We start from the raw sequence: 24,484 nt of genomic DNA on the forward strand, positions 1-24,484 counted from the left end.
AACTCACAAATCTGCTTTTTGCTAAGTAATCATAGACCATGTTGCGAGGTTGATCTCAGAACCTGCAAATACTGAGTGGTCAGTTCGCACCTCCCGCAACAATACCTTGCAAAAACCCCCTTCCCTCTCAGTGACATACAAAAAAAAGGCCGCCCAAAGGGCGGCCAAACATGTCGAGATATTATTATTTGCTATAGGGTACTAACGATTCAGGATCGCCTTCACTGCGTCACCGATATCAGCCAGGCTGCGTACGGTTTTCACCCCTGCCGCTTCCAGAGCCGCGAACTTCTCATCCGCAGTCCCTTTGCCGCCGGCAATGATGGCGCCAGCATGGCCCATACGCTTGCCTTTAGGTGCAGTAACACCGGCGATATAGCCCACCACCGGCTTGGTGACGTGCTCTTTGATATAGGCCGCCGCTTCTTCTTCCGCGCTGCCGCCAATCTCACCGATCATGACGATAGCTTCGGTCTGCGGATCTTCCTGGAACAACTTCAGGATATCGATAAAGTTGGAACCCGGGATCGGGTCACCACCGATACCGACGCAGGTAGACTGCCCCAGACCGGCGTCAGTGGTTTGTTTTACCGCTTCATAGGTCAGAGTACCTGAACGGGAAACGATGCCCACCTTGCCTGGCAGATGGATATGGCCAGGCATGATACCGATCTTGCATTCGCCCGGGGTGATTACACCTGGGCAGTTCGGGCCGATCATGCGCACGCCGGCTTCATCCAGCTTCACTTTCACGGTCAGCATATCCAGAGTTGGGATACCTTCGGTGATGGTGATGATCAGTTTGATGCCCGCATCGATAGCTTCCAGAATGGAGTCTTTGCAGAATGGCGCTGGCACGTAGATAACAGACGCGGTAGCGCCGGTCGCTTCAACAGCTTCACGCACGGTGTTGAACACTGGCAGACCCAGGTGCTGAGTACCGCCTTTGCCTGGAGTCACGCCACCAACCATTTTGGTACCGTAAGCGATAGCTTGTTCGGAGTGGAAGGTACCCTGGCTACCGGTGAAACCCTGGCAGATTACTTTGGTGTTCTTATCGATTAAAATGGACATTATTTACCCTCCACTGCCGCAACAACTTGCTGAGCCGCATCAGTCAGGCTGGTCGCAGCAATGATATTCAAACCGCTGTCCGCCAGTTTCTTGGCGCCCAGTTCGGCGTTATTCCCTTCCAAGCGCACCACCACCGGGACGTTAACGCCCACTTCGGCTACCGCGCCAATGATACCGTCGGCGATCAGATCGCAGCGTACGATGCCACCGAAGATGTTAACCAGTACCGCTTTCACCTTGTCATCAGACAGGATGATTTTGAAGGCTTCGGTCACGCGCTCTTTGGTTGCGCCACCGCCCACATCCAGGAAGTTGGCTGGTTCGCCACCGTGCAGTTTCACGATGTCCATGGTACCCATCGCCAGACCGGCACCGTTCACCATGCAACCGATGTTACCGTCGAGGGCAACATAGTTCAGTTCCCACTGAGCCGCACGGGATTCACGCTCGTCTTCCTGAGAAGGGTCACGCATTTCACGCAGTTCGGACTGGCGGAACAGGGCGTTGCCATCGGCACCCAGCTTACCATCCAGGCAGATCAGATCGCCCTGCTTGGTCACGACCAGCGGGTTGATCTCAACCATCGCCAGATCGCGCTCCAGGAACAGCGTTGCCAGACCCATAAAGATTTTGGCAAACTGGCCGACTTGCTTGCCGGTCAGGCCCAGTTTGAATGCCAGCTCACGCCCCTGGTAAGGCTGTGGGCCTGCCAGTGGGTCGATGGTCATTTTGTGGATCAGTTCCGGGGTCTCTTCCGCAACTTTCTCAATTTCAACGCCGCCTTCGGTGGAAGCCATAAACACTACGCGACGGCTGGCACGGTCAACTACCGCTCCCAGATACAGCTCTTTATCGATGTCAGTGGCCGCTTCTACCAGGATCTGGTGAACCGGCTGGCCCAGCGCATCGGTCTGGTAGGTCACCAGGCGTTTACCCAGCCAGGCTTCGGCAAAAGCACGGATATCTTCTTTGCTGTTAACCACTTTAACGCCACCAGCTTTACCACGGCCGCCAGCATGAACCTGACATTTTACCACCCACGGGCCGGAGCCGATTTTAGATGCGGCTTCTTCTGCTTCACGCGGAGTGGTACAGGCGTAACCGGTTGGTGCTGGCATGCCATACCGAGCAAACAGCTGTTTTGCCTGATATTCGTGTAAATTCATGATGTTCTATCCATTCAGGTCAGAAAGTTTTAGCCGGGTCACTTTCGCGGTATTCCGCATGACTTATCGGCCACATAGCACAGGGTGTGGGCGCGGCAAGGCCGCGCCCTTGCAGGGATTTAAACGTCCAGCAGCAGACGAGCCGGATCTTCCAGCATGTCTTTCACCGTCACCAGATAACTCACCGACTCTTTGCCATCGATCAGACGATGATCGTAAGACAGAGCCAGATACATCATCGGCTGGATCACGACCTGACCATTGACCGCCATTGGGCGATCCTTGATGGCGTGCATACCCAGGATGGCGCTCTGCGGTGGGTTGATGATCGGGGTAGACATCAATGAACCGAAGACGCCGCCGTTGGTAATGGTGAAGTTACCGCCGGTCAGCTCTTCCACGGTCAATTTGCCGTCACGGCCTTTGATCGCCAGCTCTTTGATTTTCTTCTCGATGTCCGCCATGCTCATGGAGTCGACGTCACGCAGTACCGGCGTTACCAGGCCACGTGGAGTCGATACCGCAATGCTGATATCGAAGTAGTTGTGGTAAACCACGTCGCTACCGTCGATAGAGGCGTTCACTTCAGGGAAGCGTTTCAGCGCTTCGACTACCGCTTTGATGTAGAAGGACATAAAGCCCAGACGTACACCGTGGCGTTTTTCGAAGGCTTCACCGTACTGCTTGCGCAGATCCATGATCGGCTGCATGTTGATTTCGTTGAAGGTGGTCAGCATCGCGGTGCTGTTCTTCGCTTCCAACAGGCGCTCGGCAACGCGTTTGCGCAAACGGGTCATAGGAACACGTTTTTCGCTACGGCCGCCCAAGGCTGGCTGAGGTGCCGCCGCTGGGGCTGCTGCAGCCGGTGCCGCTTTCTTGCTGGCAGCCAGGTGCGCTTCTACGTCTTCACGCGTGATACGGCCACCCACGCCGCTGCCTTTGATGGCGGCAGCATCGAGATCGTGTTCGGCAATCAGGCGGCGGATCGCCGGGCTGAGTGCGTCGTTGTTCTCTTCTTCCAGGCTGGCGGTTGCACGCTGAGCCGGAGTTGATTCAACGCTCTGAGCTTTCGCTTCGGTCGGCTTGCCAGAGCTGTCACCCTGACGGATACGCCCGAGAAGCTGACGTGAAGTCACGGTTGCGCCTTCGTCTTCCAGGATTGCTTCCAGTACACCGGCTTCACTGGCTGGCACTTCCAATACAACTTTGTCGGTTTCAATCTCAACCAGCACTTCGTCACGCTGAACGGTGTCACCCGGTTTTTTATGCCAGGTGGCGACGGTCGCATCGGCAACGGATTCAGGGAGGTCAGGAACCAGAATATCTACGCTACTCATTAGCTTTCCTTTAAATTTTTTCTTCAATATTCAGCGCGTCATTCACCAGAGCCTGCTGCTGCTTCTGGTGTACGGACATATAACCTACCGCCGGAGAGGCAGAGGCTGGACGTCCTGCGTAACGTAAAGAGGCCCCAAACGGGATCACTTCACGGAAATTGTGTTGGCTGCAATACCAGGCGCCCTGGTTCAACGGCTCTTCCTGACACCAGACGAAATCATGCACGTGGGCATACTGTTCCAATACCGCCTGAACGGCCTGATGCGGGAACGGATACAGCTGCTCGATACGTACGATGGCCACGTCTTTCTGGTCGTTCTTGCGGCGTTGCTCCAGCAGATCGTAATAAACCTTACCAGAACACAGCACCACGCGTTTCACCGCTTTGGCATCCAGCTCGTCAATTTCGCCGATGGCCGGTTGGAAGGTGCCGTTTGCCAGTTCTTCCAGAGAAGAGACTGCCAGCGGATGACGCAGCAAGGACTTCGGTGACATCACCACCAGCGGACGGCGCATACCGCGCAACGCCTGACGGCGCAGCATATGGTAGACCTGTGCCGGAGTGGATGGGATGCACACCTGCATGTTCTGTTCCGCACACAGCTGCAGGTAACGTTCCAGACGCGCAGAGGAGTGCTCTGGGCCCTGGCCTTCGTAACCGTGCGGCAGCAGCATCACCAGGCCACACATACGGCCCCACTTCTGCTCACCGGAGCTGATGAACTGGTCGATCACTACCTGAGCACCGTTGGCAAAGTCACCAAACTGCGCTTCCCAGATGGTCAGGGTGCGCGGTTCTGCGGTGGCGTAGCCATATTCAAATGCCAGAACGGCTTCTTCAGACAGCACTGAGTCCCAGACTTTGAATTCGCCCTGGCCGCTGTGGATATTAGCCAGCGGGACATAGACAGAACCATTTTTCTGGTTGTGCACCACCGCATGACGGTGGAAGAAGGTGCCACGGCCAGCATCTTCGCCGGAAATACGGATCGGGATGCCTTCATCAGCCATGGTGGCGTAAGCCAGCGTTTCCGCTGCGCCCCAGTCGAACGGTTTGTTGCCTGCGGCCATCTCGGCACGATCGCCGTAGATTTTCGCGACGCGCGACTGCATTTCGATCGCTTCCGGTACGCTGCTGATGCGGCGAGCCAGTTCCTGCAGGCGCTTCATCTCAACCTTGCTTGGGTACTCTTCGTCCCACTCATGGTTCAGGTATGGCGACCAGGTAAAGGAGTGCAGGTTCATCGGACGCCACTCTTCAACCACGCAGTCACCGCGGTCGAGAGCATCGCGATACAGGTTGACCATTTCCGTGGCATCTTCCAGGCTGGCAACCTTCTGTTCGGTCAGCACGTCAGCGTAGAGCTTGCGTGGCGTTGGGTGTTTCTTGATCTTCTGGTACATCACCGGCTGGGTAGCACTTGGCTCATCGGCCTCGTTATGCCCATGACGACGGTAGCAGACCAGATCGATCATCACGTCACGTTTAAAGGTGTTACGGAAATCCAACGCCAGACGGGTGACAAAGGCCACCGCTTCCGGATCATCGGCATTCACGTGGAAGATAGGAGCCTGCACCATCTTGGCAATATCGGTACAGTATTGGGTGGAACGCGCGTCCAACGGGTTGGAGGTAGTGAAGCCAACCTGGTTGTTGATGACGATACGCACCGTACCGCCCACTTCATAACCGCGAGCCTGCGACATGTTCAGGGTTTCCTGAACCACGCCCTGCCCGGTGATTGCCGCGTCACCATGAATGGTGATTGGCAGCACCATGTTGCTGCGCGCTTCGTCCAGACGGTCGCGGCGGGCACGTACAGACCCCATGACAACCGGGCTGACGATTTCCAGGTGTGACGGGTTAAACGCCAGCGCCAGGTGAACCATGCCGCCTTCGGTTTCCACGTCGGAAGAGAAGCCCTGGTGATATTTCACGTCACCGGTGCCCAGGTGTTCTTTATGTTTGCCGGCAAACTCGTCGAACAGGTCAGCCGGTTTTTTACCCAGCACGTTGATCAACACGTTCAGACGGCCACGGTGGGCCATACCCAGCACCACTTCACGCGTGCCGTTTTTGCCCGCGTGACGCACCATTTCTTTCAGCATTGGCACCAACGCGTCGCCACCTTCCAGCGAGAAGCGTTTAGCCCCAGGGAATTTGGCACCCAGGTAACGCTCCAGCCCTTCGGCTGCCGTCAGTTCGCTCAGGAAACGGCGTTTCTCATCGGTGGTGAAGCTGGCACGCCCCGCGACCGATTCAATGCGCTGCTGGATCCAGCGTTTCTCTTCGGTGTTGGTGATGTGCATATACTCGGCACCGATCGAACCGCAGTAGGTCTGCTTCAGCGCCGCGTACAGATCGCTCAGCTTCATGGTTTCTTTGCCGATGGCAAAAGAACCCACGTTGAAGGTTTCCTGGAAGTCGGCTTCGGTCAGGTTGTGGTACGCCGGATCGAGATCGGGAACGCGCTCCTGTTTCCACAGATCTAACGGGTCGAGGTTGGCGTGCTGATGCCCACGGAAGCGGAAGGCGTTGATCAGCTGCAATACCTTGACCTGCTTGGCATCGGTTTCAGGATCGTTGATGGTGGTGTTATAACGAGCAGAATCTTTCGCCAGGCGGCGGAAGTAATCTCGCGTTTGGGAGTGGAGCTGATCGGGTTTGACACCCGCAGTTGGTAGTTGCTGGAAAATGGAACGCCAACTATCTTCAACGGAGCTCGGATCGGTTAAAAAGTCTTCATAGAGCTGCTCTATGTAGGACTGGTTCGCGCCCGCCAGATAGGAGGAATCCAGCCAGGCCTTCATTGCGCCGTTCTGCATTTTGATCCCTTAAGCTTTAAAGCTTCAGTTTTCGCCGTGGTTAACATAATTACCGTAATGGTACGCTTAACGGTTCACTAGACGTGCTTATACCTAAGTGCACGTTCTGTTTTGGACCTTGCGGCCCCTTACAAGGAACCTCTAAAAACCGGCGGGACAAACCTGATTGCCTTTAACCACAATCACGGGTCAGTTTTTAGAGATCCCCTCTTGGGATGTGCGCCGGTAAAGCCCCCGGCGCAGCATCTCGTTCTGTTTATGCGCCGCGTTGCAGCAGCATAGACTTGATATGACCAATTGCACGGGTCGGATTCAAGCCCTTAGGACATACACTGACACAATTCATAATGCTATGGCAGCGGAAAACACTGAAAGCGTCGTTCAGATCGTCCAATCGTGCTTCAGTTTCCGTATCACGGCTGTCGATCAGGAAGCGGTACGCCGCTAACAGACCGGCCGGGCCAACAAACTTGTCAGGATTCCACCAGAACGATGGGCAAGAGGTGGAGCAACAGGCACAGAGAATACATTCGTACAATCCATCCAGTTTTTCCCGCTGATCCGGCGTTTGCAGGTGCTCACGCGCCGGAGGATTCTTGCCATCATTAATCAGGAACGGCTTGATCTTTTCATACTGGGTATAGAACTGCCCCATATCCACCACCAGATCGCGCACCACCGGTAAACCCGGCAGCGGGCGGATCACAATCTTGTTGTTGCCTTTACGCAACGACGAGACCGGAGTGATACAGGCCAGACCGTTCTTACCGTTCATATTGATGCCGTCTGAACCGCACACGCCTTCACGGCAAGAGCGGCGGAAAGATAAGGTCGGGTCCTTTTCTTTCAGCTGGATCAACGCATCCAGCAGCATCATGTCACGGCCTTCTTCCGCTTCCAGGCTGTAGTCCTGCATATGCGGGGCGCTATCGACATCCGGATTGTAGCGATAGATAGAGAATTCAAGTTTCATCAATCGAGCTCCGCAATTAGTAAGAACGCACTTTCGGCGGGAATGCCGCGCGCAGCTTCGGTTGCATGTTCACTTCACGACGCGTCATGCTTTCCGATTGCGGCAGATACAGCGAATGGCACAGCCAGTTGGCATCGTCACGCTCCGGGAAGTCGAAGCGGCTATGCGCGCCACGGCTCTCGGTACGGAAGTTGGCCGACACGGCGGTGGAATACGCGGTCTCCATCAGGTTATCCAACTCCAGGCATTCGATGCGCTGGGTGTTGAATTCGCTGGAGGTATCATCCAGGCGTGCGTTCTTCAGTCGTTCACGGATCACTTTCAGCTCTTCCAACCCTTTCGCCATCGCATCACCTTCGCGGAACACCGAGAAGTTATGCTGCATACAGGATTGCAGTGCCTTACGGATCTCCACCGGATCTTCACCAGAACGGGTGTTGTTCCAACGGTTCAGACGATCCAGCGAAGCTTCGACGTCCGATTCGCTGGCTTCGCGGCTTTCGCCCTGCTCTGCCAACGACTCTTGCAGGTGCATACCGGCAGAGCGACCAAATACCACCAGATCCAGCAGCGAGTTGCCACCCAGACGGTTGGCGCCGTGTACCGATACGCAGGCAATTTCGCCTACCGCGAACAGACCTGGGATCACCACGTCTTCGCCTTTCTCGTTCACGGTCAGCGCCTGGCCGGTCACTTTGGTCGGAATACCGCCCATCATATAGTGGCAGGTAGGAATGACCGGGATCGGCTCTTTCACCGGATCGACGTGGGCGAAGGTACGGGACAGCTCCAGAATACCCGGCAGGCGGGACTCCAGCACTTCCTTGCCCAGGTGATCCAGTTTCAGCTTGGCATGTGGGCCCCATGGACCATCACAGCCGCGACCTTCACGGATCTCAATCATGATCGAACGTGCCACAACGTCACGGCCCGCCAGATCTTTGGCATTTGGCGCATAACGTTCCATGAAACGTTCGCCATGTTTATTCAGCAGGTAACCACCCTCACCACGACAACCTTCGGTGACCAGTACGCCAGCCCCGGCAATACCGGTTGGGTGGAACTGCCACATTTCCATATCCTGCACCGGTACACCGGCACGCAGCGCCATACCGACACCGTCACCGGTATTGATGTGGGCGTTGGTGGTGGATTGATAAATACGGCCTGCCCCACCGGTAGCCAGAATGGTTGCCTTGGCTTTGAAGTACACGACTTCACCGGTTTCGATACAGATAGCGGTGGTACCGACTACCGCACCGTCCTGGTTTTTCACCAGATCCAGCGCATACCACTCGGAGAAGATGGTGGTATGGTTTTTCAGGTTCTGCTGATAAAGGGTGTGCAACAACGCGTGACCGGTACGGTCTGCCGCCGCAGCGGTACGGGCCGCCTGCTCGCCACCAAAGTTCAGTGACTGGCCGCCAAACGGGCGTTGATAAATGCGGCCATCGTCCAGACGGGAGAACGGCAGGCCCATGTGTTCCAGTTCCAGAATCGCTTCCGGGCCGGTTTTACACATATATTCAATGGCGTCCTGGTCACCGATGTAGTCGGAACCCTTCACCGTGTCGTACATATGCCATTCCCAGTTGTCTTCGTGGTTATTGCCCAAGGCAACGGTAATGCCGCCTTGTGCAGACACGGTATGGGAACGGGTCGGGAATACTTTGGAAAGCAGGGCACAGGTTGAGCCCGCCTGGGAAATCTGCAGCGCCGCGCGCATACCTGCGCCACCAGCACCGATAACAACTGCATCAAACTCTCTGATTGGCAGTTTCATTTATGCACCCCACACTACGATTGTTCCGTACAGTAAATAGACCAGCAACGTGACAACAATCGCCAGTTGCAGCACCAGGCGTAACGCCAGTGGCTTGATATAGTCCGTCAGCACCTGCCACATTCCCACCCAGGCGTGAACCAGGATCGACAGCAATGTCAGCAAGGTGAATACTTTCGTAATGGAGGTGGCGAAGAAACCGCGCCAGATTTCATAGGTGATGTCCGGAGCCGTAACCACGAAGCCCAGGATATAGAGAACATACAGGGTGATGACGATAGCGGAAGCACGCAGTAACAACCAGTCGTGTACGCCGTTACGTCCTAATGCAGAAACGTTGCTTACCATACGAGGACTCCAGCCAGAATTGACAGCACGACGGTCAGACCGAACGCCACCTGGGCAGAACGGGTACCTGCGGCTAAACTCTCTTCGATATAGCCAAAATCCATTAACAAGTGACGAATGCCACCGCAAATGTGATAGGCCAACGCGGTGAGGATCCCCCAGAAGATGAATTTCACGAAGAAGCTATTCATGATGGCGGCAGCGTGCAGGAAGCCCTCTTGAGAAGAGAGAGAGATACCCAGCAGCCAGAGGAGAATGCCCACGGCAACGAAAGTAATTACGCCAGAGACTCGGTGTAAGATGGACGCTATCGCAGTTACAGGAAACCGGATCGTTTGCAGATCCAGATTGACAGGTCTTTGTTTTTTCACGGTTTTGCCCACACAGCTCTTATTATTTTCCTTCCTCCGGACCTGGGTGGGGATCAGACAGCGTCCAAGAGTTTTCACTCTTACACCTCACGCGCTCAAACATCGACATCCTAGTGCTTAAACGGCGCGTAGTGATAACGCTGGGTGCTCCTACTTCAGGGTAATCCGGAGACCTGGCGGCAGTATAGGAGGTTCACATTCTTATTACAATTCCCATACAATCCCTTTGGTCACATTTCCCCAGAACAGTGATTTAGATCACGATTATTACATTTAGCACGAAATTAATTATCTGATTTGACAAGAGATCAACATTTCCATTACAAATAGGGTAGCAATCAACCCTATGATGCACTAGCGGTCACCGGATACACTTCCCCCTAAGCACAAGTTATGCAAGAGTGTAGCGATAGTGTATGTGGTTAACATTCCAAACAGATCGTAGGTAATGATTAAAAGAAAATAACGAATCCCGATGAATCGTTAACGGCTGCTAACCCGTCTTGTTCGCCTGGTGCAAACTCTGTCCCCTACCGGCGCAAATGCGCTGTCGCTCACAGAGTTAGCGTTCGCTCGACTTTAATGCGGGCAACCTGCGGAGATTTAAGGTATTTCAGTTGTTAGAGGTTTTTAAAATAAGGCGTTAAGGAGACTGTAAATGACTGATAAGAAAGCGACGCTAAGCATCAACAACGGCGAAGCTCCGATCGAACTGGGCGTACTCACCCCTTCACTGGGTCCTGATGTGATTGACGTACGCGCCCTGGGCTCCAAAGGTTATTTCACATTTGATCCCGGCTTTACTTCTACCGCTTCCTGTGAATCCAAAATCACGTTCATCGACGGCGACAAAGGTATCCTGCTGCACCGCGGCTTCCCGATTGAGCAGTTGGCAAAAGAGTCCTCCTACCTGGAGGTGTGCTACATCCTGCTGTACGGCGAAACCCCGAGCGCTGAAGAGTTCGAAACCTTCAAAACCACGGTAACCCGTCACACCATGATCCACGACCAGATCACCCATCTGTTCCGTGGTTTCCGCCGTGACTCGCACCCAATGGCGGTGCTGTGCGGGGTAACAGGTGCCCTGGCCGCGTTCTATCACGATGCGCTGGACGTCAACAATGAACGTCACCGTGAGATCACCGCGTTCCGCCTGCTGTCCAAAATGCCTACCGTGGCAGCGATGTGTTACAAATATTCCCTTGGCCAGCCGTTTGTTTATCCACGCAACGACCTGTCCTACGCCGGTAACTTCCTGCGCATGATGTTTGCTACACCTTGCGAAGAGTACGTGGTGAACCCAGTGCTGGAACGCGCCATGGATCGTATTCTGATCCTGCATGCCGACCATGAGCAGAACGCGTCCACCTCCACCGTGCGTACCGCCGGTTCCTCAGGTGCCAACCCGTTTGCCTGTATCGCGGCCGGTATCGCTTCCCTGTGGGGGCCTGCCCACGGCGGTGCCAACGAAGCGGCACTGAAGATGCTCGAAGAGATCAAAACCGTTGAGCACATCCCTGAGTTCATCAAGCGCGCCAAAGACAAGAATGACTCGTTCCGTCTGATGGGCTTTGGCCACCGCGTGTACAAAAACTACGATCCACGCGCCACCGTGATGCGTGAAACCTGTCACGAAGTGCTGAAAGAACTGAACAAGAAAGACGACAACCTGCTGCAGGTCGCGATGGAGCTGGAACACATCGCGTTGAACGACCCGTACTTCATCGAGAAGAAACTGTACCCGAACGTCGATTTCTATTCAGGCATCATCCTGAAAGCGATGGGTATTCCTTCTTCCATGTTTACGGTGATCTTCGCAATTGCCCGTACCATTGGCTGGATTGCCCACTGGAACGAAATGCACGACGAAGGCATCAAGATCGCCCGCCCACGTCAGCTGTATACCGGCTATGCCGAGCGTGAGTTCAAGTCTCAGGTTAAGAAGTAAGCTTTAGCAGGGGCGTCATATTCGCCCCAACTCGGCTAATGACCCTATCGACTTAACGCTGCCCCACTGGCAGCGTTTTTTTATGGGTTACTTCTGGCAAACCGGGCACCAATAGAACGGTCGCGAAGATAGCGCCGTTTTCTCGATCATTGCCCCACAGCGCGGGCAAGGCTCACCACTGCGATGAAACACCTTGAAGCTGAACAGCGTGCCATGATGGCGATTTTCATCTACCTGACCACGGGTCTGGTATGAAATACGTGGAATATCCAACAACGCCTGCGCCAACTGATGCAACGCATCAGGGGTGAGATCCTGCGGTTTATGCTTGGGTGCCAGTTCTGCCTGCCACAAAATCTCGGCTCGCAGGTAGTTGCCCAGGCCAGCCAGAAAAGACTGATCCAGCAGCATCCCGCCCAACTGGCGCTTACAAAACGCCGGCGATAACAGCCGCTGTTCCACCTGATCTACGGTCAAAGCCATATCCAGCACATCAGGACCAATACGCTTTAAGAACGGGTGTTGCTCGATCTCACCGCGCGGCGCAATGGTGATATCCGAAGCGCTGTACAACAAGATCGCCCACTCGGCAGTCTCCAGTCGTACGCGCAGATCGCGCTTGGTTTCTGGCGTTTCGCCCGCTCGCACCACCTTCCACACGCCGTAAAGCTGGTTGTGGCTGTACATGGTCAAACCGTTGGAAAAATCGGTTAACAAGGCTTTACCACGCGGTTCAATGGCAGTGATACGTTCACCGACCAGCTCGCCCTGATAGTGTTTCAATTGCGGGAAAGCAAACCAGACTTCGGTCAGTGGCTGATCGATCATCACCGCCGCCAGCTTATCTGCCGCCCGGCGGATCTCCGGCCCTTCTGGCATGGACAACTCCTTGATTGAAAAGGGTCCGGCAAGCCGAACCCTAAGGTTAACATGGAGGTAGCATAAATCACCTCAATGCGTGGCGCCACCCACCACTTTCAAGTCATGCTCTACCTGCAAGGCAATCGAAATCGCCATTTCCAAAGCAAACAGCACCGTCTGTGCTGCCATACTCGGCGCACCAGGATGCTGTGCAGCCTGCTCAGGCAGGTAAGGGATATGGATAAAGCCGCCCTTCACCGCCTGCTGCCCGCTTAAGCGGTGCAACAGACCGTACATCACATGGTTACAGACATAGGTCCCGGCGGTTTGTGATACCGAGGCCGGAATGCCAGCCTCACGCATCGCATTCACCACCGCCTTGATCGGCAAGGTGCTGAAATAGGCCGCCGGGCCGTCAGCTACAATGGCCTGGTCGATCGGCTGCTGTCCCTGATTATCGGGAATGCGCGCGTCATCGACGTTAATCGCGACCCGCTCCAGCGTGATGTCGGTACGCCCGCCCGCCTGACCGATCGCCAACACCATCGCTGGCTGAACTTCGTCAATGGCCGCGTTCAACACCGTCAACGCCTCACCGAAGACGCAAGGTAGCTGACGCGCAATAATATGCGCCCCGCCAAGCTCCAGATCGTTAAGCTGCTTCACTACCTCCCAGGATGGGTTGACACGCTCGCCGTCAAACGGCTCAAAGCCGGTAATCAATACTTTCTGCATGCGTTCTCCTAGAGGAACATCAGGAAATAAAGCAGGAATACGTTAACCAATAGCAACGTGACCCCGGTCGGTATCTGCGCCTTGATGACCGCATTCTTGTCCGGCAACTCCAGTAACGCCGCCGGTACAATATTAAAGTTAGCAGCCATTGGCGTCATCAACGTGCCGCAATAGCCGGAGAACATGCCGATAGCCGCCATCACCGCGGGGTTACCACCATGTTGCAGTACCAAGATCGGAATACCGATACCCGCAGTGACAATCGGGAAAGCCGCAAACGCGTTCCCCATGATCATGGTCAACACGGCCATGCCGATGGCATACACCGCTACGGCGATAAAGCGGTTATCTACCGCCAGGTATTCCTGCGTTAAGTGGGAGATGGCCGTACCAACGCCCGCAACGGTGAACAGCAGGCCAAGAGTAGCCAGGATCTGCGGCAGGATGAAGGCCCAGCCGATGGAATCCAACAGACGACGAGCTTCCTGCACTGGCTGCGACATTTTCTCACGGGTCATCTTCACCGCAATAACCAGGCCAAGCAAACAGCCGAGGGTCATGGAGAACAGCGTGATCAAGGTGGAGTGGTTACCGCTGCCAAACACCGCCTGTTGCAAGGCCGGGATATTATTGAACAGCAGCACACCGATCACCGTGACGACCGGGATCGCCAGCGCCGGGATAAACAGACGGTTGCCCAAGCGTTTGGCACTGGTTTCGCGCTCTTGCGGGCTGCGCTGATGATAGCTGCCAAGACGCACACCGCCAAAACCGGCGATCAGAGCCATCACCACCACCAGAACCCCCACGGTGATATGCAGTTGACGTTTGGCTTCGGCCCCTGAGCCAAATAGCCCATAGGTCCAATCCCCCACCAGGAAGATCAATCCATACAAGGCCCAGAACAGACCGGTAGAGATACGACGTGGGTTGGCCTTATCGCCAAACGACATCGCGGCGACGATCAGTAATACCGCGCCCGCCAGCCAATAGAGATATTGTTGTTGGAATATCATTGGCCTTCTCCCTTGGCCTGCAACGCAGCCTGGTTAAGTTTGCTCAGTTCAGCGTTGAGTTGCTTGTCCATGCGGTACAAACGGAACGAGTGGATCAGGAAGGCAAAGATCGCCGTTGGGATCCCCCACAGCGCAATGTGCAGCGGTTCGGTCTGAATGCCGCCGGATTCCAGCATAAAGTTATGCATAAAGATGATCGCGCCAAAGGCGACAAAAATGTCTTCGCCAAAGAACAGCCCGACGTTATCGGTCGCGGCAGACATTGCCCGCAGACGATAGCGCACACGTTCCGGCAGTTCCCCATAGCGGTTTTCCGTGGCCCCCTCCGCCATCGGTGCCAACAGCGGACGTACCATCTGAGGTTGGCCGCCCAGGCTGGTCAGCCCCATTGCCGCCGTCACTTCACGCACAAACAGGTAAACGATCAGTAAACGCCCTGCGGTGGCGCTTTTGATTTTGGCTATCCACGCCTGCGCACGCTCTTTCAAGCCGTGGCGCTCTAACAGCCCGATAATCGGCAGCGGCAACAGCAGGATCAGCGGCAGGTTACGGGTATTGAGAAAGCCCTCGCCGAGCTTTTCCAAAATGACATCCAACGGCATCAAAGCTGCCAGCCCGGTGATAATACCGGCGGCGATCACCACCAGCACCGGGTTAAAACGCAATACAAATCCAACCACGATGGCAGCGATGCCTATCAGTGGCCAGAGGTTTACCGCTTGTTCCATATTAACGTCCCTCTTGTCGCCCTCGGTCTTACGGGCAATGTTGTGTTTGCTGTAGTCATTATTTTTTTATGTGGCGCTGACGCCAATCTGCTGCTGAGCAAAGCTCTCTCTCAGCTTCCTGGCATAGGCCAGCGCATGTTCCCCGTCGCCGTGCAGGCAAACGGTTTCAGCCTTGACGGAGGCCCAGCCCCCCTCAATGGTTCGTACACGCTGGTGGCGAACCATTTCCAGCGTCTGTTGCAATGCCAGTTCATCACTGGCGATCAGTGCCCCAGGTTGCCCACGAGGTACCAATGTTCCATCGGCCTGATAGCCACGATCGGCAAACACTTCCTGCCGCGTCGCCAACCCCAGTTTTTCACCAGCGCGGATCAGCTCACTGCCAGCCAACCCCACCAAGCGTAACGAAGGATCTACCGCATACACTGCACGAGCGATGGCTTCGGCCAGTTCAGGCTCCACCGCCGCCTGGTTGTAGAGCATACCGTGCGGTTTCACATGCACCATCACGCCGCCTTCAGCACGGGTAATGGCGGCCAGCGCACCCAACTGATACACCACTTGGGCATACACCGTTTCTACCGGTAACTGCATCCGGGTACGGCCGAAGTTTTCCCGATCCGGGAAACTGGGATGGGCACCAATCGCCACACCGTATTGCAACGCCCAGCGCACCGATTGGCGCATGGTCTGGGCATCCCCGGCATGGAAGCCGCAGGCAATATTGGCCGAGCTGACCAACTGCAACAACGCTTCGTCATTGGCGCAACCTTCACCGAGATCGGCATTCAAATCGACGATCATTTAACCCCCCAGGCAATCTGTTGAATAAAGTGATCCTGCTCAGCCTTGGCGCGCTGCGCCTCTGCCAGGGTGCAGGGGATAAAGTGAAGCGCATCCCCCAGGCGGATCTGCGCCAAGTGGAACAGATCGGCCTCGATCACGCAGGCAATACGCGGGTATCCCCCGGTAGTCTGAGCATCGGCCATCAAGACGATCGGCTGACCATTGTGTGGAACCTGGATGACTCCAGGTATCAGGCCATGGGAGAGCATTTCCCGTTCAGTGGTGCGCGTCAGGGCACTACCACCGTGCAGGCGATACCCCATGCGGTTACTCTGCGGACTGAGCTGCCAAGCAGTGCGCCAGAAATCGTCGTGCGCCTGTTGGCTGAACTCGTCATATTCCGGCCCGGTCAACACCCTTATCCGGTTGCTGAACAGCGGCTGTTTCACACCGATGACCGTAGTCGGCAGCGCCTGCGGCTTACCCGCTGGCAGCAGGTCGCCTTCCTTCAACTGACGACCTTCCAATCCACCAAAGCCCGCTTTCAGATCGGTGCTGCGTGAGCCCAGCATCTCCGGCACATTGATACCACCAGACACCGCCAGATAGCTACGCATCCCGCGTTTAGGCATCTTCAGCGTCAGTTGCTGGCCTTTTTTTACCGGATAGCGCCAGCCCGTCCACAAAGATTTGCCGTCCAACTGAGCATCGCAGCCTGCGCCGGTCAGCGCAATCCACCCATTATGGGTAAATTCGGCACTGAATTGCCCCAGCGTGATCTCCAACCCGGCCGCTTCAGCCGGGTTGCCCACCAGCAGGTTGGCTATTTTCAGCGCGGGGATATCCAGAGCGCCGCCCTGGCTGATGCCCAAACGCCGGAAACCGTTACGCCCCAGGTCCTGGACGGTGGTGTAAATACCGGCTCGCAAGATCTTCAGCATACGCCCCCCTTTTGCGGTACAAAGCGCACGTTATCGCCCGGGCGCAACAGCGTCGGCGGCATTTCATTAGGATTAAACAGCGCCAGCGGCGTGCGGCCAATCAGTTGCCAACCGCCTGGCGTAACCAGCGGATAGATCCCTGTCTGGCCGCCACCAATCCCCACAGAACCCGCAGCAACAGACAGGCGCGGTTCCGCTCGGCGAGGAGTAGCCAGACGCTCCGGCATCCCACCCAGGTAGGTAAAACCAGGTTGGAAGCCCAGGAAATAAACCACATACGCGGCCGATGAATGGCATTCCACCACCTGTTGCGGCGTCATGCCGGTATGGCGCGCCACCTCATCCAGGTCTGGGCCATATTCACCGCCATAGATCACCGGGATATCGACATCGCGGGATTCTGGCACCAGACTTTCGTTGCCTTCCCATCCTTGACGCAGCAGTTCCAGCATCGCCTCGGCATCGGCCTGCGGCGTATACAGCAACAGCGTCAGGTTATTCATTCCCGGCACCACTTCCCGCACGTCAGCGTGGTGATTTAACTTTTCTGCCAATGCCCAGATGCGCTGCTGACTTTGCAGCGTCACCGGGGGTGCCAATTCAAGCACTACAGCGCGTTCCCCTAGCAGGTAATATTGTGCTCGTTGCACCCCTATCTCCTTATACTCGTCGTGTTTCAAGCCGCAGCATGACTGACCGCTCACGAACGAATGAGCGGGTCACTGGGTAGCAACTTGAAGTTCACAGGGTATTTTATTATTTGAAAAGCGTATCAGTTATGCGGGACGTAACGTCGGCTGTCAAGAGAGCAACCTTCGGGAATATAAGGGATTAGCAGCGCTAAAGGGTTCATTTTACCGAACCCATAGGCAAATCAGGCCGGATTGGGGATATCGATAAAGGTGACGTCAAAGCCGTGATGTTGCGCTAACCACTCGCCTAACGCCTTGATCCCACCGCGTTCCGTCGCGTGATGGCCGGCGGCAAAAAAGTGCACCCCCATCTCCCGCGCCGTATGAATGGTTTGCTCAGAAACCTCTCCGCTGATAAACGCATCAACGCCAAATCGCGCAGCGCTGTCGATAAATCCCTGGCCGCCACCGGTACACCAGGCCACCCGACGGATTGCCTGCGGAGCATTATCGCCACAGTGCAGCACCGCACGGCCAAGACGGCTTTCGATACGCTGTTGCAGTTCACCTGCGCTGAGCGGTTGCTCAAATTCTCCGTACGGCACCAAAGGCTCGATCTCACCGATCACGCGGATGCCCAACGCCTTTGCCAACTGCGCGTTATTGCCCAGTTCCGGGTGTGCATCCAGCGGTAAGTGGTAGCCATACAGGTTGATATCATTGCTCAACAGAGTTTTCAGCCGGTTACGCTTCATGCCGCGCACCGCGGGTGCTTCGTTTTTCCAGAAGTAACCATGATGCACCACTATGGCATCGGCCTGATGTTCCACCGCCGCATCCAACAATGCCTGGCAGGCCGTCACTCCCGTCACGATGCGCTGCACATGCGCCCGCCCTTCCACCTGCAGGCCATTTGGCGCGTAGTCCTGGAAGGCCGCACAGTTGAGTTCGCTGTTGATCAGATGTTCCAGATCTAGGTTATGCATAGTCATCTCACTCTCATTCAAAATTGTTGCCGATCGCCCTGTTCCATCAGGATAAATTTCACCCCCAGATCGTTGCCCTGATCCAGCTGTTGCTTGATGGTAGCACGCGCATCTTCCCCCTGTTTCAGGCTGGGCTTGATGTGGCTGATGATCACCGGCAGATCTTTTAACGATCCCTCTCCGCCGCTGTACTGCTGTAGGTTTTTCAGCTCTTTCAGTAGCCAGGCCGGGGTAAGATGACCGTACAGGTGTTTATCATCCACCTCGTTCGGGTAAGAGGCTTCGATAATCATGCCCTTTAGCTTCTTCTGCTCAATCAGCGGCCCCAACTCGCGCCACGCGCTATCCAAATTACGAGACTGCTCCAGCGCGTCCGGCCCGGTATCGCCAAAGTAGGCAAATGATCCTTCACGGTCGGCCACCAGCAACATCGATGAGGGATAGCGATCGTGGCTAAGGGGGTACATCACCCCGCTCAAACCGGTCAGGCCCAGGGTGACACGCTGCAGCGGGCGTACCGTTTGCAAACGGTAAGTGCCCAGCCGCGAGCCATTACCGGCATCGGTAAAGTTGGGCCAGGCCTTCCAGTTAAAATAGTGATTGCGTAGCGTCAATACGGTATCGGCCTGCGCATAAACGGTTTTCTTACTGTCTTGCGGTGAACCGAGGATCAGCCCAGCGACGTGATCCAGATGGCCGTGGCTAATGAAGTAACCGCCAATCAGTTGACGGAAAATATAGCCCTGTGGGGTGTAGGGAGCCGCCAGTTCGGGCGTGACCTGAGGAAAACTGCCCTTTTCCAGCCCTTTGGCAATCCCCGGCAGCAGCGTCCCGGCATCCAGTGCCAGATACTGCGTCTGGCTATCACTGCGGATCAGATAAGAAGTCAGATTGCCGTCGGTGACGCCACCGTCGACGCCCAGCGCCACTACGTCAAAACCGGCCAAGGCCAACGCGGAATAGCCGCCCAGGCACAGGGCCAGTAGTTTCTTCATCATCAGGAAGCTCCTTGCTGTTACTTTAAAGTCCCCCTCGCTTGGCCGCTTCAAAAGCCGCCAACGTCTCCAGCCGAGCCTGCTGGTGTTGGACTATCGGCGGCGGATAATTCAGAACCTGCTGCTGCTTTTCCGCCCAGCGATGGGGTTGATGGAGCTCATTGTCCGGTACATCCGCCAGTTCAGGCAACCATTTACGGATAAAAGTGCCTTTTGGATCAAAACGTTCGCCCTGAGTGGTCGGGTTAAAGATACGGAAATAAGGTGCAGCATCGGTGCCGGTAGAGGCGGCCCACTGCCAGCCACCGTTGTTGGCGGCCAGATCGCCATCCAGCAATTGGGACATGAAATACTGTTCACCGGCGCGCCAGTCGATCAGCAAATCCTTGACCAGGAAGCTGGCCACGATCATCCGCAGGCGATTATGCATCCAGCCGGTTTGATTGAGCTGACGCATGGCAGCATCGACAATCGGGTAACCGGTATTGCCCTGTTGCCAGGCCAGTAACGCCGCGTCGTTGCGTTGCCAGCATACCTTATCCGTCCAGGCGATAAAGGGACGGTGCTTGCATAACGCAGGATACGCCACCATCAGGTGACGATAAAATTCTCGCCAGATCAGCTCATTAAGCCAACAGAAAGCGCCACTTTGCGGATCTTCCAGCACATCAGGGCACTCGACGCGCAGACGGTTGACGCACTGGCGCGGGGAGATAACGCCAATAGCCAGATAGGGTGACAGATTGCTGGTGCCGGCAATGGCGGGCAAATCGCGCTGTGTGGCATAGTCTTGCACCTGCTCGCGGCAGAAAGCACGCAGCCTCTGCAATGCAGCCTCTTCGCCTGTGGGATAGCCCTCTCCCACTTCAGCCAAGGGATAATCGAACGCCGCCGCGGCGGTAAAACCAACGGCTTCCCCACGCGGGCGTGGGGCCGGCAGAGAGCTCACATCGGACTCGGTCAACCGCTGGATAAAGGCTTTGCGAAAGGGCGTATAGACCTTGTACATCTCGCCGTTGCCGGTTTGCACGCTGCCGGGGGGTAACAGCAGGCTATCATCAAAGCTGTGGCAGCTCACCTGCCCGGCCAACGCCTGCTCAAGGCGGGCGTCACGTTGACGCTCATTGATTTCATACTGACGGTTGTAAAACAGGGCCGAGACCTGCTGGCGCTGGCAGAACTCCACCAGCCAGTTAACCGAACCGGCAAAATCGTCGCCCTGATGGCAAATCAGTTCAATGCCCCGAGCCGCCAGCGCCGCTTGTACCTGTAGCAGATTAGCGTGAATAAATGCCGCCTGGCGCGGTGCCATATTGTGCTGCCGCCATTGCGCGGGTGTAGCGATAAATACCGCCATCACCTTGGCTTGCGGATCGCTACAAGCGGCGGAGAGGGCTTTATTGTCCGTAATGCGCAGATCGTTACGCAACCAGACCAGATGCGTGGTCATAACACTCCTTGCGGGTTAATGGCCGTAGCGCAGGCGCAGCGCCTCCGGGTAGGGCTCAAAATAGCGCTGTTGCGCCAGATAGCTATCAGGATATTCGGCCATGTAATGTTTTAACAGCGTAATCGGTGCCAGCAGCGGTTGCATCCCCTGGCGATAGTGATCGATAAGCCTGGCCAGTTCCTGGCGCTGAGAGCTGCTGAGCTGGCGGCGGAAGTAACCCTGAACATGCATCAAGACGTTGGTGTGGTTGCGCCGTGTCGCCTTGTGTTGCAATAGCCTCATCAGGCGTTGGCGATATTCCACCGCAAAAGCGTCCAGCGACTCCCAGCGTTCAATATCCGCGACGAAACGCCCCAGCTCCCGGTACTCTGGCTGTGAATGCGCCAACAGTGAAAGTTTATAACGGCTATGAAAAGCGATCAGCCCACCACGAGTTAACCCCTGGCGCCACAGCATATTCAGTTCATAAAGGGCAAACACCCGTTCGACAAAGTTTTCCCGCAGCACGGGATCGGTCAGACGACCGTCTTCTTCTACCGGCAACCACGGCATTTGCTGGAGCAGCTCGGCGGCAAACAACCCGACGCCACTTTTACGCGCCCCCTGGCCGTTCTCATCCCAGAGCTTGACCCGCTCCATTCCGCAAGTAGGCGATTTTGCGCAGACTATGTAGCCGCATAAATGTTGCAACTGGCTAACCCGCAGTTCAGAGAACTGTTGCATCCGTTCGGTAAGATCTACATTGGGGTCATTGCTGTGGAGCAACCGCGTCTGCTGTTGGTTTTTAACCAAACGCAGCGCAGGCCGTGGCGTTGGCAAGCCAATCGCCATTTCGGGACAAATCGGCTCAAACGCGACATAGGGCGCCAATTGTTCCACGGCAAATTCGCAGCGTTTATGGCCACCATCGAAACGCACCGCACTGCCCAACAGGCAGGCGCTGATTCCAATAGGGATCTTGTTGCTCATATCTTGTCTCCCACCAACGGGTTAATGCTAGAAGTGTAGAGGAGTTAATGCGTTACTGCGGCTTAAAACGCAAAAACCCCCGCCAAAGGGGCGAGGGTTCGTAGTATTGCTACGGGCCAGGATTAATAAAAATCGCAGGACGCCGTTTCTGCCTGTTGCAGCCAGACCGGTTTATTGCTGGTTTTTGACCAGACGCGGTGTAAATAGCTGTAAAAACGTGCGCGATCGGCACGGAACAGCATCACCGGCAAGGCAAGAACACCGACCAGAATCACTGCGCTACGGCGCAGGAGGACCCGATGCAACGGATAGGCTTGGTAGTTAGACATACGAACCTCCTTAAAAACATCCGCGCCAGGTTGTCAGGACCCGACGCAATGCAAAACGATAAATGATGGCCAATTGGAAACTGAGCAAAATATTACCGCATAGGGTGTAATTTTACAACTCATCCGACCACTAAAATGCGCAAAAAGAGCACAAAAAAGGCCTCCACAACGTAATTTTGTTACATCAAGGTTAATAACTAACTTAACATTGGTTACATTGTGGTTTCTTGGCGTTGTTAGGGTCGTTAAACGGATTTTTATGCCAACACCCCATCCCCCCACGCCCTTTCTGCGTATAAAACCGCCAATTTTTGCCGTTATTTCAATCATTTTTATACTTTTTTTACACCCGTCCCCGCTATTTTTTCATCTTCTTTCTACTGCCCTCCCTACACTCAGGCTATCAAAAACAACACCTCTGGAGGTGTCCCGTGAGTTTCAGCGTTATTGGTGGTGCGCTGTTGGTTCTGCTGCTGTTGGGCTATCTGGTTTATGCCCTGTTTAATGCGGAGGACTTCTGATGGCAGCTTCAGCCTTCTTGTTGATCGCCAGCTTTATGCTGGTGCTTCTGGTGCTGGCCCGTCCCCTGGGCAGCTTTATGGCTCGCCTGATCGAGGGAGAGCCGCTACCGGTGCTGCGCCATGTGGAAGCAACCATCTGGCGTTGCTGCGGTAATGACACCGCCGAGATGACCTGGTGGCAATACGCACTGGCGATCCTGTGGTTCAATATCCTCGGTTTGGTGCTGCTGTTGGTGCTGCTGATGGCACAGGGTTCCTTACCGCTCAACCCGCAAGGGTTCCCCGGTTTATCTTGGGATCTGGCGTTCAATACTGCCGTCAGCTTCGTCACCAATACCAACTGGCAGGCCTACAGCGGGGAAAATACCCTCAGCTATCTCAGCCAGATGGCCGGGTTGACGGTACAGAACTTCCTGTCTGCCGCCACCGGTATCGCCGTTGCCTTTGCCCTGATCCGGGCCTTTGCACGCCGTTCCAGCGCCACCATCGGTAACGCCTGGATCGATATCCTGCGCATTACCCTGTATGTGTTGTTGCCGCTGTCACTGCTGATCGCGTTGTTCTTCGTCAGCCAGGGGACATTGCAGAACTTCCTGCCTTACCTGCATATCACCACGCTGGAAGGAGCACAGCAGACCTTGCCAATGGGACCAGTGGCTTCTCAGGAAGCGATCAAGATGCTCGGTACTAACGGCGGTGGCTTCTTCGGTGCCAACTCGGCGCATCCGTTTGAAAACCCGACCGTATTGACCAACTTTGTGCAGATGCTGGCGATCTTCCTGATCCCTTGCGCCCTGTGCTTCGCCTTTGGTCAGGTGGCCGGTGAAAACCGTCAGGGTCACGCGCTGATCTGGGCCATGGCGCTGATCTTTATCGTTGCGGTGATCGTGGTGATGAATGCTGAACTGGCTGGTAACCCGCATCTGAGCACGCTTGGCAGTAGCAGCAACATCAATATGGAAGGTAAAGAGTCCCGTTTTGGCATTCTCGCCAGCAGCATGTTCTCGGTGGTGACCACTGCGGCCTCCTGCGGTGCGGTCAACGCCATGCATGACTCCTTTACCGCACTGGGTGGCATGGTGCCGATGTGGCTGATGCAGATTGGCGAGGTCGTGTTCGGCGGCGTCGGTTCCGGCCTGTACGGCATGCTGCTGTTCGTGCTGCTGACGGTATTTATCGCCGGGCTGATGATTGGCCGCACGCCGGAATATCTCGGCAAGAAGATCGATGTTTATGACATGAAGATGACCGCACTGGCAATCCTGGTGACGCCGACCTTGGTGCTGCTGGGCACCGCGTTGGCGATTGCTACCGACGCCGGTCGTGCTGGCATCCTCAACCCAGGGGCGCATGGCTTCAGTGAAGTGCTGTACGCAGTCTCTTCGGCAGCCAACAACAACGGTAGCGCCTTTGCCGGTCTGAGCGTCAACACGCCGTTCTACAACCTGCTGCTGGCCTTTGCGATGTTTATTGGTCGCTTTGGGGTGATCCTGCCGGTGCTGGCCATTGCGGGTTCGCTGTGTGTCAAAAAACGCCAACCGGCGGGCAACGGCACTCTGCCAACCTACGGACCACTGTTTATCGGCCTGTTGGTCGGTACCATCCTGCTGGTCGGTGCCTTGACCTTTGTCCCAGCACTGGCGCTAGGCCCGGTAGCCGAACATTTACAACTGTGGTTGGCCAATTAACAGTCATAACAGAGAGAAGA

At 55.6% G+C, this 24,484-nt stretch carries 23 protein-coding genes; 3 read left to right on the plus strand and 20 right to left on the minus strand.

Features of this window, described 5'->3' with window-relative positions; all coding sequences use genetic code 11:
* Window positions 1-201: 201 nt before the first annotated feature.
* The 8 genes from sucD to sdhC all read right to left on the minus strand — a co-directional run bounded on the left by sucD (window position 202) and on the right by sdhC (window position 9,891).
* Complete coding sequence (gene sucD / locus N6G83_RS23715; protein ID WP_024483143.1) at window positions 202-1,074, minus strand: succinate--CoA ligase subunit alpha; 873 nt, start codon at window positions 1,072-1,074, stop codon at window positions 202-204.
* Window positions 1,074-2,240 (minus strand): ADP-forming succinate--CoA ligase subunit beta, encoded by a 1,167-nt coding sequence (sucC, locus tag N6G83_RS23720; protein WP_004949756.1) that lies wholly within the window; start codon window positions 2,238-2,240, stop codon window positions 1,074-1,076. Before sucC ends, sucD begins: the two co-directional genes overlap by 1 nt.
* Window positions 2,241-2,359: 119 nt before the next feature.
* Entirely contained in the window at window positions 2,360-3,577 is a 1,218-nt protein-coding gene (gene odhB / locus N6G83_RS23725) for a 2-oxoglutarate dehydrogenase complex dihydrolipoyllysine-residue succinyltransferase (protein WP_021805269.1), read from the minus strand.
* Between the two features lie 10 nt (window positions 3,578-3,587).
* Window positions 3,588-6,404 (minus strand): 2-oxoglutarate dehydrogenase E1 component, encoded by a 2,817-nt coding sequence (sucA, locus tag N6G83_RS23730; protein ID WP_024483146.1) that lies wholly within the window; start codon window positions 6,402-6,404, stop codon window positions 3,588-3,590.
* A 256-nt stretch (window positions 6,405-6,660) separates the two neighbouring features.
* Window positions 6,661-7,377, minus strand: coding sequence for a succinate dehydrogenase iron-sulfur subunit (locus N6G83_RS23735; RefSeq protein ID WP_021805271.1), 717 nt, complete (start codon window positions 7,375-7,377; stop codon window positions 6,661-6,663).
* Window positions 7,378-7,393: 16 nt separating this feature from the next.
* Window positions 7,394-9,160, minus strand: a complete 1,767-nt coding sequence (sdhA, locus tag N6G83_RS23740; RefSeq protein ID WP_024529344.1) for a succinate dehydrogenase flavoprotein subunit — start codon at window positions 9,158-9,160, stop codon at window positions 7,394-7,396.
* A complete protein-coding gene (sdhD, locus tag N6G83_RS23745; RefSeq protein WP_021805273.1) occupies window positions 9,161-9,508 on the minus strand; it encodes a succinate dehydrogenase membrane anchor subunit in 348 nt (115 codons plus the stop codon).
* Window positions 9,502-9,891, minus strand: coding sequence for a succinate dehydrogenase cytochrome b556 subunit (sdhC, locus tag N6G83_RS23750; RefSeq protein WP_024483149.1), 390 nt, complete (start codon window positions 9,889-9,891; stop codon window positions 9,502-9,504). Before sdhC ends, sdhD begins: the two co-directional genes overlap by 7 nt.
* A gap of 646 nt (window positions 9,892-10,537) precedes the next feature.
* Between sdhC and N6G83_RS23755 the strand changes: the two genes are divergently transcribed.
* Complete coding sequence (locus tag N6G83_RS23755; protein ID WP_021805275.1) at window positions 10,538-11,827, plus strand: citrate synthase; 1,290 nt, start codon at window positions 10,538-10,540, stop codon at window positions 11,825-11,827.
* An 87-nt stretch (window positions 11,828-11,914) separates the two neighbouring features.
* On the opposite strand, the gene nei is transcribed toward N6G83_RS23755, so the two are convergent.
* The 12 genes from nei to N6G83_RS23815 form a co-directional block, all read right to left on the minus strand.
* Window positions 11,915-12,706: an endonuclease VIII gene (gene nei, locus N6G83_RS23760; RefSeq protein WP_211135483.1), complete on the minus strand. Its 792-nt coding sequence runs from the start codon at window positions 12,704-12,706 to the stop codon at window positions 11,915-11,917.
* Window positions 12,707-12,778: 72 nt separating this feature from the next.
* On the minus strand, window positions 12,779-13,423 hold the full coding sequence (pcp, locus tag N6G83_RS23765; protein ID WP_074027942.1) for a pyroglutamyl-peptidase I: 645 nt from the start codon (window positions 13,421-13,423) through the stop codon (window positions 12,779-12,781).
* A gap of 8 nt (window positions 13,424-13,431) precedes the next feature.
* Window positions 13,432-14,439 (minus strand): DUF979 domain-containing protein, encoded by a 1,008-nt coding sequence (locus N6G83_RS23770; RefSeq protein ID WP_199062902.1) that lies wholly within the window; start codon window positions 14,437-14,439, stop codon window positions 13,432-13,434.
* Window positions 14,436-15,167, minus strand: coding sequence for a DUF969 domain-containing protein (locus N6G83_RS23775; protein WP_021805279.1), 732 nt, complete (start codon window positions 15,165-15,167; stop codon window positions 14,436-14,438). The genes N6G83_RS23770 and N6G83_RS23775 overlap by 4 nt, the downstream gene beginning before the upstream one ends.
* 66 nt (window positions 15,168-15,233) lie before the next feature.
* Window positions 15,234-15,971, minus strand: a complete 738-nt coding sequence (pxpA, locus tag N6G83_RS23780; RefSeq protein ID WP_074027941.1) for a 5-oxoprolinase subunit PxpA — start codon at window positions 15,969-15,971, stop codon at window positions 15,234-15,236.
* The gene (gene pxpC / locus N6G83_RS23785; protein ID WP_074027940.1) at window positions 15,968-16,894 is read right to left on the minus strand and encodes a 5-oxoprolinase subunit PxpC; all 927 of its coding nucleotides are present in this window, start codon (window positions 16,892-16,894) and stop codon (window positions 15,968-15,970) included. The genes pxpA and pxpC overlap by 4 nt, the downstream gene beginning before the upstream one ends.
* A complete protein-coding gene (pxpB, locus tag N6G83_RS23790; RefSeq protein ID WP_199062900.1) occupies window positions 16,888-17,544 on the minus strand; it encodes a 5-oxoprolinase subunit PxpB in 657 nt (218 codons plus the stop codon). The genes pxpC and pxpB overlap by 7 nt, the downstream gene beginning before the upstream one ends.
* 224 nt (window positions 17,545-17,768) lie before the next feature.
* Window positions 17,769-18,512 (minus strand): type 2 GTP cyclohydrolase I, encoded by a 744-nt coding sequence (locus N6G83_RS23795; RefSeq protein WP_211135506.1) that lies wholly within the window; start codon window positions 18,510-18,512, stop codon window positions 17,769-17,771.
* Window positions 18,513-18,529: 17 nt separating this feature from the next.
* The gene (locus N6G83_RS23800) at window positions 18,530-19,510 is read right to left on the minus strand and encodes an MBL fold metallo-hydrolase (protein ID WP_211135485.1); all 981 of its coding nucleotides are present in this window, start codon (window positions 19,508-19,510) and stop codon (window positions 18,530-18,532) included.
* A gap of 22 nt (window positions 19,511-19,532) precedes the next feature.
* Entirely contained in the window at window positions 19,533-20,957 is a 1,425-nt protein-coding gene (phrB, locus tag N6G83_RS23805) for a deoxyribodipyrimidine photo-lyase (protein WP_024529336.1), read from the minus strand.
* 15 nt (window positions 20,958-20,972) lie between these two features.
* Window positions 20,973-21,926 (minus strand): YbgA family protein, encoded by a 954-nt coding sequence (locus N6G83_RS23810; RefSeq protein WP_024529335.1) that lies wholly within the window; start codon window positions 21,924-21,926, stop codon window positions 20,973-20,975.
* A 122-nt stretch (window positions 21,927-22,048) separates the two neighbouring features.
* Window positions 22,049-22,255 carry a YbfA family protein gene (locus tag N6G83_RS23815; protein ID WP_024529334.1) on the minus strand — a complete coding sequence of 69 codons (207 nt, stop codon included), beginning with the start codon at window positions 22,253-22,255 and terminating at the stop codon, window positions 22,049-22,051.
* Window positions 22,256-22,686: 431 nt separating this feature from the next.
* On the opposite strand from N6G83_RS23815, the gene N6G83_RS23820 reads away from it, so the two are divergent.
* Window positions 22,687-22,776 (plus strand): K(+)-transporting ATPase subunit F, encoded by a 90-nt coding sequence (locus tag N6G83_RS23820; protein ID WP_037375124.1) that lies wholly within the window; start codon window positions 22,687-22,689, stop codon window positions 22,774-22,776.
* Window positions 22,776-24,464, plus strand: a complete 1,689-nt coding sequence (gene kdpA / locus N6G83_RS23825; protein ID WP_211135487.1) for a potassium-transporting ATPase subunit KdpA — start codon at window positions 22,776-22,778, stop codon at window positions 24,462-24,464. Before N6G83_RS23820 ends, kdpA begins: the two co-directional genes overlap by 1 nt.
* Window positions 24,465-24,484: the final 20 nt, after the last annotated feature.

The sequence above is a fragment of the Serratia sp. PL7 genome (assembly GCF_945957435.1).

What these genes read in the sequence shown, in the direction of transcription:
- sucD (WP_024483143.1), bottom strand. Translation starts at nt 1,074, where the DNA reads ATGTCCATTTTAATCGATAAGAACACCAAAGTAATCTGCCAGGGTTTC.
- sucC (WP_004949756.1), bottom strand. Translation starts at nt 2,240, where the DNA reads ATGAATTTACACGAATATCAGGCAAAACAGCTGTTTGCTCGGTATGGC.
- odhB (WP_021805269.1), bottom strand. Translation starts at nt 3,577, where the DNA reads ATGAGTAGCGTAGATATTCTGGTTCCTGACCTCCCTGAATCCGTTGCC.
- sucA (WP_024483146.1), bottom strand. Translation starts at nt 6,404, where the DNA reads ATGCAGAACGGCGCAATGAAGGCCTGGCTGGATTCCTCCTATCTGGCG.
- N6G83_RS23735 (WP_021805271.1), bottom strand. Translation starts at nt 7,377, where the DNA reads ATGAAACTTGAATTCTCTATCTATCGCTACAATCCGGATGTCGATAGC.
- sdhA (WP_024529344.1), bottom strand. Translation starts at nt 9,160, where the DNA reads ATGAAACTGCCAATCAGAGAGTTTGATGCAGTTGTTATCGGTGCTGGT.
- sdhD (WP_021805273.1), bottom strand. Translation starts at nt 9,508, where the DNA reads ATGGTAAGCAACGTTTCTGCATTAGGACGTAACGGCGTACACGACTGG.
- N6G83_RS23755 (WP_021805275.1), top strand. Translation starts at nt 10,538, where the DNA reads ATGACTGATAAGAAAGCGACGCTAAGCATCAACAACGGCGAAGCTCCG.
- nei (WP_211135483.1), bottom strand. Translation starts at nt 12,706, where the DNA reads ATGCCAGAAGGGCCGGAGATCCGCCGGGCGGCAGATAAGCTGGCGGCG.
- pcp (WP_074027942.1), bottom strand. Translation starts at nt 13,423, where the DNA reads ATGCAGAAAGTATTGATTACCGGCTTTGAGCCGTTTGACGGCGAGCGT.
- N6G83_RS23770 (WP_199062902.1), bottom strand. Translation starts at nt 14,439, where the DNA reads ATGATATTCCAACAACAATATCTCTATTGGCTGGCGGGCGCGGTATTA.
- N6G83_RS23775 (WP_021805279.1), bottom strand. Translation starts at nt 15,167, where the DNA reads ATGGAACAAGCGGTAAACCTCTGGCCACTGATAGGCATCGCTGCCATC.
- pxpA (WP_074027941.1), bottom strand. Translation starts at nt 15,971, where the DNA reads ATGATCGTCGATTTGAATGCCGATCTCGGTGAAGGTTGCGCCAATGAC.
- pxpC (WP_074027940.1), bottom strand. Translation starts at nt 16,894, where the DNA reads ATGCTGAAGATCTTGCGAGCCGGTATTTACACCACCGTCCAGGACCTG.
- N6G83_RS23795 (WP_211135506.1), bottom strand. Translation starts at nt 18,512, where the DNA reads ATGCATAACCTAGATCTGGAACATCTGATCAACAGCGAACTCAACTGT.
- N6G83_RS23800 (WP_211135485.1), bottom strand. Translation starts at nt 19,510, where the DNA reads ATGATGAAGAAACTACTGGCCCTGTGCCTGGGCGGCTATTCCGCGTTG.
- phrB (WP_024529336.1), bottom strand. Translation starts at nt 20,957, where the DNA reads ATGACCACGCATCTGGTCTGGTTGCGTAACGATCTGCGCATTACGGAC.
- N6G83_RS23810 (WP_024529335.1), bottom strand. Translation starts at nt 21,926, where the DNA reads ATGAGCAACAAGATCCCTATTGGAATCAGCGCCTGCCTGTTGGGCAGT.
- N6G83_RS23815 (WP_024529334.1), bottom strand. Translation starts at nt 22,255, where the DNA reads ATGTCTAACTACCAAGCCTATCCGTTGCATCGGGTCCTCCTGCGCCGT.
- kdpA (WP_211135487.1), top strand. Translation starts at nt 22,776, where the DNA reads ATGGCAGCTTCAGCCTTCTTGTTGATCGCCAGCTTTATGCTGGTGCTT.